This window comes from Isoptericola sp. NPDC057391, assembly GCF_042668085.1.
In the GTDB taxonomy this organism is placed as follows: Bacteria; Actinomycetota; Actinomycetes; order Actinomycetales; family Cellulomonadaceae; genus Isoptericola.
The window spans coordinates 1-6,908 of sequence record NZ_JBHVBO010000206.1 but is presented as its reverse complement, the minus strand read 5'-3'; the positions used below and the strand labels follow the sequence as shown (position 1 = coordinate 6,908).

6 protein-coding genes and 1 pseudogene are annotated in these 6,908 nt (G+C 73.8%); 3 read left to right on the top strand and 4 right to left on the bottom strand.

Going from position 1 to position 6,908, the window contains the following annotated elements:
- A pseudogene (locus tag ACFUVW_RS18425) lies at positions 1–204 on the bottom strand (hypothetical protein); the annotation flags it as partial.
- Between the two features lie 64 nt (positions 205–268).
- Positions 269–1,495, bottom strand: a complete 1,227-nt coding sequence (locus ACFUVW_RS18420) for a pyrophosphate--fructose-6-phosphate 1-phosphotransferase (protein WP_430572758.1) — start codon at positions 1,493–1,495, stop codon at positions 269–271.
- A gap of 169 nt (positions 1,496–1,664) precedes the next feature.
- Here ACFUVW_RS18420 and ACFUVW_RS18415 point away from each other — a divergent pair, with 169 nt between their 5' ends.
- Entirely contained in the window at positions 1,665–2,303 is a 639-nt protein-coding gene (locus ACFUVW_RS18415; protein ID WP_430572757.1) for a GNAT family N-acetyltransferase, read from the top strand.
- Here ACFUVW_RS18415 and ACFUVW_RS18410 read toward each other — a convergent pair.
- Positions 2,300–3,019: a lysophospholipid acyltransferase family protein gene (locus ACFUVW_RS18410; protein ID WP_430572756.1), complete on the bottom strand. Its 720-nt coding sequence runs from the start codon at positions 3,017–3,019 to the stop codon at positions 2,300–2,302. The genes ACFUVW_RS18415 and ACFUVW_RS18410 overlap by 4 nt on opposite strands.
- A gap of 117 nt (positions 3,020–3,136) precedes the next feature.
- Here ACFUVW_RS18410 and ACFUVW_RS18405 point away from each other — a divergent pair, with 117 nt between their 5' ends.
- Entirely contained in the window at positions 3,137–3,697 is a 561-nt protein-coding gene (locus ACFUVW_RS18405; RefSeq protein ID WP_430572755.1) for a hypothetical protein, read from the top strand.
- Positions 3,698–3,727: 30 nt separating this feature from the next.
- On the opposite strand, the gene ACFUVW_RS18400 is transcribed toward ACFUVW_RS18405, so the two are convergent.
- A complete protein-coding gene (locus ACFUVW_RS18400) occupies positions 3,728–4,672 on the bottom strand; it encodes an ROK family glucokinase (RefSeq protein ID WP_430572754.1) in 945 nt (314 codons plus the stop codon).
- Positions 4,673–4,948: 276 nt separating this feature from the next.
- Here ACFUVW_RS18400 and ACFUVW_RS18395 point away from each other — a divergent pair, with 276 nt between their 5' ends.
- Positions 4,949–6,760, top strand: coding sequence for an AMP-dependent synthetase/ligase (locus ACFUVW_RS18395; protein ID WP_430572753.1), 1,812 nt, complete (start codon positions 4,949–4,951; stop codon positions 6,758–6,760).
- Positions 6,761–6,908 lie beyond the last annotated feature (148 nt).

Below are 6,908 nucleotides of genomic sequence, written 5' to 3'. Positions count from 1 at the left end.
CCGCGGCCGGACCTGGCGGCGTACCGCCTCGGCCGGGGTCTCGGCCGGCACCACGAGCGGCGCGGCCTGGGAGAGCCGGCCCGCCACCGCCGCGAGCGCGTCGGCGTCCGGCCACACGGGCTGCTGGCGCGCCTCGAGGGCCCGGAACCGGTCCAGGCCCTCCGGGTCGCTCCCGGGCGCCACGGTGTCGACGGCGGTGGTCATGCGGGCTGCTCCTGCCTCTGGCTGTGGTCGGCGCCGTGGTCGACGCCGGTCCGTGATCGGCTCGTCAGTGCGCGGCGGGCTTCGCGGGCACCAGCGGCTGGCCGATGCCCTCGAGGATCGCGCCGAACCACGGCTGGTTGACGTCGAACGCCTTGCCGCCGGCGATGCGCGGGAACGCGATCGCCTTGAGGCGGTCGCCGTCCTCCTCGTCGTGCCCGATGACGCCGGCCTCGCCGCGCAGCGCGCACTCGACGGCCAGGTCGGTCATCGACTTGATGAGGCGCAGGTCCTCGGCGTTCGCGGCCGCGGCGCGCGAGTAGTAGCCCGACTTCTGGACCATGACCTTCTCGGCGCCCAGCTTCTCGGCGAACTGCTTGGCGAACCACTGGCCCGGGTTGATCGTGTCGAGCTTGACGTGCCCGAACGGGTCGCGCGGCACCTCCTCGCCGGCGGCCTCGAGCTGCTCGACGATCTCGTTCATCCCCGCCCCCTCGGACAGGAAGATGTTGACGTTGCCGAGCTCGTCCATGACGGCGCGCAGGCGGGCGGCCTCGGCGTCGATGTCGATCTCCAGCTCGGGCAGGAAGACCGCGTGCACGTCCCAGCGCTCGCGGGTCAGGCCGAGGGCCGGCGCCCATTCCTGCGCGTCGAGCCACTTGCGGTACTCCTGCGCGGCGGCGGCGGTGAGCCAGCCGCAGTGGCGGCCCATCACCTCGTGCACGATGAGCATGCGCGGGCCGGAGCGGTGCTCGCCGATGACGTTCGCGGCGAAGCCCGCGGCCTCCTCGGCGGCGGTCCAGGCGCCCAGCGACTGCTTGATCGGCACCACGTCGTTGTCGATCGTCTTGGGCAGCCCCACGACGGTGAGCTCGTAGCCGTTGTCGTGCAGGTACGCGGCGAGGTCCGCGGCGGTGGTGTTCGTGTCGTCGCCGCCGATGGTGTGCAGCACGTCGACGCCGTCGGCCTTGAGCTGCTCGGCCGCGACCTCCAGGGGGTTCTGCCCCTCCTGGACCAGGCCGCGCTTGACGCAGTCCGCGGCGTTGGTCAGCTTGACGCGCGAGTTGCCGATGGGCGAGCCGCCGAAGCGGTGCAGGATGCCGGCCTGCTTGCGGCCCTCCTCGTCGACCACGATCTTCGTGCCCGTGAGGAGCCCGTGGTAGCCGTACTGGTAGGCGATGATCTCGATCGACGGGTCGAGCTCGGTGTAGCGCTCGATGAGGCCGCCGACGGCGGAGGACAGGCAGGGCGCGAAGCCGCCGGCGGTCAGGAGAGCCACGCGACGAACCGACATGACAGGGGCTACCTCTCGGTGGGGGACGGGAGCCCTCCCATCCTAGGAGCACCTCCCCGCCCCGGGCCCCGGCCGTCCGGCGGGCGAACGCGCCGTGCGCGGCGGCGCCCGGCCGTGCGATGATGTCGGGCGAGCCTCCCCGCCGTCCGGCGCCGGGAGGCTCTTGCGTATGACGACACCTGCGCCCCTTCCCGACCCGTCCGCCCGCCTCGCGGGCACCCCGGTCCGCGTCCGTCGCGCCACGACGGCGGACCGCGCCCTCCTCGAACGGCTGTGGTCGCTCTTCCGGCACGACATGTCCGCGGTCTCGGGCGAGCTCCCCGGACCCGACGGCCGCTTCCGCGACGACCGGCTCCGCGACGCCCTCGACGACCTCGACCACGACTCCGACGACCCTCACGTGCCGGTGCACGAGGACGGGACGGGGCGCGTCGCCGCGGTCTGGCGCGGCTACCTGGCGACGCTCGCCGGCGACGCGACGGGGCGCACGGGCGAGCGTCCGGTCGCGTTCGCCCTGGTCCGGGGGCTCGACGCGCCGGTCCGGGTGCTGTCCGCGTTCTTCGTGGTGCGCGCGGCCCGGCAGCACGGCGTCGGGCGCGACGTCGCCGCCGCGGTGCTGCGGGACGTCCCCGGCCCGTGGGAGATCGCGTTCCAGGACGCCAACGCCGCGGCCGCGGCGTTCTGGCCCCGCGTCGCGACCGACGTCGCGGGCGACGCCTGGTCGGTCACCCACCGTCCGGTGCCCGGGCGGCCCGAGGCACCGCCGGACGCGTGGCTGAGCCTCGACGTGGGCCCCGACGTGGGCTAGGGCCGGGCGGGCTCCTCCGGCGGCTGGTGCTGGGCCGCCGCCGCGAGGCGCGCCTTCATCGTGGCCGCGTACACGTCGACGTACTCCTGCTCGGACAGCCGCAGGATGGCGTACATGATTTCGTCGGTCACGGAGCGCAGCACGAACCGGTCGCCCTCCATCCCGCGGTAGCGGCTGAAGTCGAGGGGCTCGCCGAAGACGATCCCGATCGGCATCGGCTTGGGGACCGAGCGGCCGAGCGGCTGCGCGACGTCGGTGCCCACCATCGCGACGGGGACCACGGGGGCGCCGGACTCGAGGGCAAGGCGGGCGACGCCCGTCTTGCCGCGGTACAGCCGCCCGTCGGGGCTGCGGGTGCCCTCGGGATAGATGCCGAACAGGTCCCCGTCGTCGAGCACCCGCAGCCCCGTGTTCAGGGCGGCCTCGCTGGCCTTCCCGCCCGAACGGTCCACGGGGATCGTGCCGACGCCGCGCATGAAGCCGGCCACGAGCCGCCCCCGGACGCCTCCGCCGGTGAAGTAGTCCGACTTGCCCAGGAACTGGACCTGGCGGTCGAGGACGAGCGGCAGCACGAACGAGTCGATGACGGCGAGGTGGTTGCTCGCGAGGATCGCCGGACCGGAGGTCGGGACGTTCTCCACGCCCTTCGTCCAGGGTCGGAACGCCAGCCGGAGCCACGGCCCCACCAGCACGTTCTTCATCACCCAGTAGAACAACTGTCCTCCTCGCCCAGTCCTGCACGCGCCCCGCTCAGCGGACCGCCGGTGACGGGCCGTGGCACCGACGGACGGACCGTCGGCGCGTTGCTTCGCCCACGACAATAGAGTGAACCCATGCCCGCACCGAACCCGGACGCCGAACCGGACCTGCCGAACGACGACCTGCCCGACGACGCCGTCGAGGCCCGCTGGGCCGACATCGTCGCGCAGCTGGGGCCGCTCGACGAGCCCGCCGACGGCCACCGTGCGGACGGGTCCGGCGACTCGGCGGGCGAGACGGACGGCGGCCCGACGTCCGGGACGGAGGCGGACCCGCCCCGCGAGGACGCCGAACCGCCGCCGCCCGGACGCGTGGTGAGCCGCGGTCCCCGCGACTGGCCGGTCACGCCGGAGATCGAGGAGCTCGAAGAGACGGAGTCTCATTTCACGCCGCCGGACCCGGACCCGGTCCTGTCCCGCGACCCGCTCCTCACCCTCGCGTGGGCCGCGGTCGTCGGGGTGCCGGTGCTCGTCGTCCTCGGTGTCGTGCTGCGCGCCGCCGTCCCGGCCCTGCGCATCCCGGGTTGGTCCGGGCCGGTGGCCGGCGTCCTGTTCCTCGTCGCGCTCGGCATCCTCATCTGGCGGATGCCGCACCGCCGCGACCCGGACGACCACAGCACGGGCGCCGTCGTCTGACCGGCCGGGGCCGGACGACGGACGGACGGGTCAGCGCCGGGCGAGGTCGGCCGCGCCGATGATGCCCGCCTCGTTGCCGTGCTCGGCGAGCTCGATCTGCGCCACCGGGCGGTGCCCGAGGGCCGACAGCTGTGCCTCGTAGGCCTTGCGCACGGGCAGGAGCAGCAGGTCGCCGGCCGCGCCGACGCCACCACCGATGACGATGAGCTCGGGATCGAGCAGCGCGGCGACGGACGCCGAGCCCTCGCCGATCCACCGGCCCAGCGTCGCCAGCAGCTCGACCGAGAGCTCGTCGCCCTCCTGCGCCGCCTGCGTGACGTGCGGCCCCTCCAGGGCGGACACGTCGCCGTCGGCGAGCTCGACCAGGCGCGTCGCCCGCTCCGGCTGGGCGATCACGGCCTGCTTCGCGTCGCGCACCAGGGCCGTGCCGGACGCGTACTGCTCCCAGCAGCCCTCGTGGCCGCAGCCGCAGTAGTGGCCGCCCGGGACGACGCGCATGTGCCCCACCTCGGCCGCGACGCCCCACTTGCCGCGCACCAGCTCGCGGTCCACCACGATCGCGCCGCCGAGCCCGGTGCCCACGGTCAGCATGAGCATGTCGGTGGCCTCGCGGGCGGCACCGAAGCGGAACTCCGCCCAGCCCGCGGCGTTCGCGTCGTTCTCGACCACCACGGGGACGTCGACGTCCAGCAGGGCCTCGATCCGCTCGGCCAGCGGGTACTCGCGCCAGGCGATGTTCGGGGCGAAGAGCACCGACCGCCGGTCGGGGCTCACGAAGCCTGCCGCGGCGAGGCCGATGGCGCCGACCTCGTGCTCCTTGGCCAGCTCGGTGCACGCGTCCGCGATCGCCCGGTCGATGGAGGCGACGTCGTCGGCGACCGTCTCACGCCGCACCTTCGCGAGGATCTTGCCCGCCTCGTCCACCACACCCACGGCAATCTTGGTGCCGCCGATGTCGACTCCGATGGCGTGCATGCAGGAACCTCGCGTTCATGTGTCGGGACGCCGCGTCCGCACGGCGCATCACCCGGTCGCCGTCGCGGCGCGGGGGCGCGCGGTGCGCGCAGGGACCAGACTAGCCACCACGACCGGGGGGTGCGACGCTCGTCCATCCCCGGTCCACCACCGGCCCACCGCGATCGGTCGCAGACCGTCACCGAACCGTGTCCTGGACCACCCGTGAGACCCGGTATCGTGGCGGCCGGGGAACGCACCCCTGGCCAATGCATGAGCATGGACGATGGAGTCAGCATGGACGAGATCACCATTCCGCAGGCGGTCGAGCTGCCTGCCACGTCGAACCTCAACGACCTCCTCGCCACCCGCGTGGCGAGCGACCCGCGCGCCACGCTCGCCGAGCGTCCCTCCGGCGACGGCTGGCAGCCGGTCTCGGCCGCACAGTTCGACGCCGAGGTGGTGGCCGTCGCCAAGGGGCTGGTCGCCAAGGGCGTGCAGCCCGGCGACCCCGTCGGCATCATGTCCCACACCCGCTACGAGTGGACCCTGCTCGACTTCGCCGCCTGGGCGGCGGGCGCCGTCCCCGTGCCGATCTACGAGACGTCGTCGGCCGAGCAGGTGGAGTGGATCCTCACCGACTCCGGCATCACGCTGCTCGTCGTCGAGGACTCGGGCCACGCCGCCACCGTCGCGGAGGTCTCCGACCGCGCGCCGGCCCTGCGCGAGGTCCTCGAGATCGAGGACGGCGCGATCGCCAAGCTCACGGCGGCCGGCGCCGACGTCGCCGACGAGGAGATCGCCCGCCGCCGCGGGATCGCGGACCTCGCCGACGTCGCGACGATCATCTACACCTCCGGCACGACCGGCACCCCCAAGGGCGCCGAGATCACGCACGGCAACCTCGCGCTGCTCGGCGTGAACGCCGTGGCCGCCGTCCCCGAGGTCTTCAAGGACGGCGGGCGCACACTCCTCTTCCTGCCCCTGGCGCACGTGTTCGCGCGCTACATCGAGATCCTCGCGATCGCGAGCGGCACGGTGCTCGGCCACTGGGCCGACCTCAAGACGGTCACCGCCGGCCTCGAGGCCTTCCGGCCCACCTACATCCTGGCCGTGCCGCGCGTCTTCGAGAAGGTGTACAACGCGGCGGAGCAGAAGGCGGCCGCCGGGGGCAAGCTGAAGATCTTCCACTGGGCGGCCGCGACCGGCATCGCCTACTCCCGGGCGCTGGACACGCCGTCGGGCCCGTCGCTGTGGCTCCGCCTGCAGCACAAGGTCGCCGACGCCCTCGTGTTCTCCAAGCTGCGCGCGGTGCTCGGTGGGCAGGCGCAGTACGCCGTCTCCGGCGGCGGCCCCCTCGGCGAGCGTCTCGGCCACTTCTTCCGCGGCCTCGGCGTCACCATCCTCGAGGGCTACGGGCTCACCGAGACCACCGCGCCGACCAGCGTGAACCGCCCCGACGCCATCAAGATCGGGTCGGTCGGGCCCCAGCTGCCCGGCTGCGGCGTCAAGATCGCCCCCGACGGCGAGGTGCTGCTGCGCGGCATCCAGGTGTTCCGCGGGTACCACAACAACCCGGAGGCCACCGCCGAGGCGTTCGACGAGGGCTGGTTCCGCAGCGGCGACCTCGGCACGCTCGACGACGACGGGTTCCTGACGATCACGGGCCGCAAGAAGGAGATCATCGTGACCGCCGGGGGCAAGAACGTCGCCCCGGCGCTCCTCGAGGACCGCATCAGGGCGCACGCCCTGGTGAGCCAGTGCGTCGTCGTCGGCGACAACCGCCCGTTCATCGGCGCGCTGATCACGCTCGACGCCGAGGGCCTGCCCGGCTGGCTGAAGATGCACGACAAGCCGGAGATGACGCCCGCGCAGGCAGCGACCGACCCGGACGTGCTGGCGGCGCTCGACGCCGCCGTGACCCGCGCCAACCAGGCGGTGTCGAAGGCGGAGTCGATCCGCAAGTTCGCCGTGCTGCCGGGCGACCTCACCGTCGAGAACGGCTACCTCACGCCCAAGCAGAGCGTGCGCCGCCACGTCTTCGTCAAGGACTTCGCCGCAGAGATCGACGAGCTGTACGTCGACACCCGGCAGAAGTCCGCGAGCTGACACAGGCACCACCCGGCCGCCCCCATCGGTCCGTCGAGCCCGCCGAGACCTCCGCCCCGCGGGCGCGACCGCGGCCGGGCCCGGCGGCCCCGCGCCCCCGTCGGAGGTCGCCGCGACCGGCCCCGCCTGCCGAGCCCCACCCCCGCCC

What these genes read in the sequence shown, in the direction of transcription:
- ACFUVW_RS18420 (WP_430572758.1), bottom strand. Translation starts at nt 1,495, where the DNA reads ATGTCGGTTCGTCGCGTGGCTCTCCTGACCGCCGGCGGCTTCGCGCCC.
- ACFUVW_RS18415 (WP_430572757.1), top strand. Translation starts at nt 1,665, where the DNA reads ATGACGACACCTGCGCCCCTTCCCGACCCGTCCGCCCGCCTCGCGGGC.
- ACFUVW_RS18405 (WP_430572755.1), top strand. Translation starts at nt 3,137, where the DNA reads ATGCCCGCACCGAACCCGGACGCCGAACCGGACCTGCCGAACGACGAC.
- ACFUVW_RS18400 (WP_430572754.1), bottom strand. Translation starts at nt 4,672, where the DNA reads ATGCACGCCATCGGAGTCGACATCGGCGGCACCAAGATTGCCGTGGGT.
- ACFUVW_RS18395 (WP_430572753.1), top strand. Translation starts at nt 4,949, where the DNA reads ATGGACGAGATCACCATTCCGCAGGCGGTCGAGCTGCCTGCCACGTCG.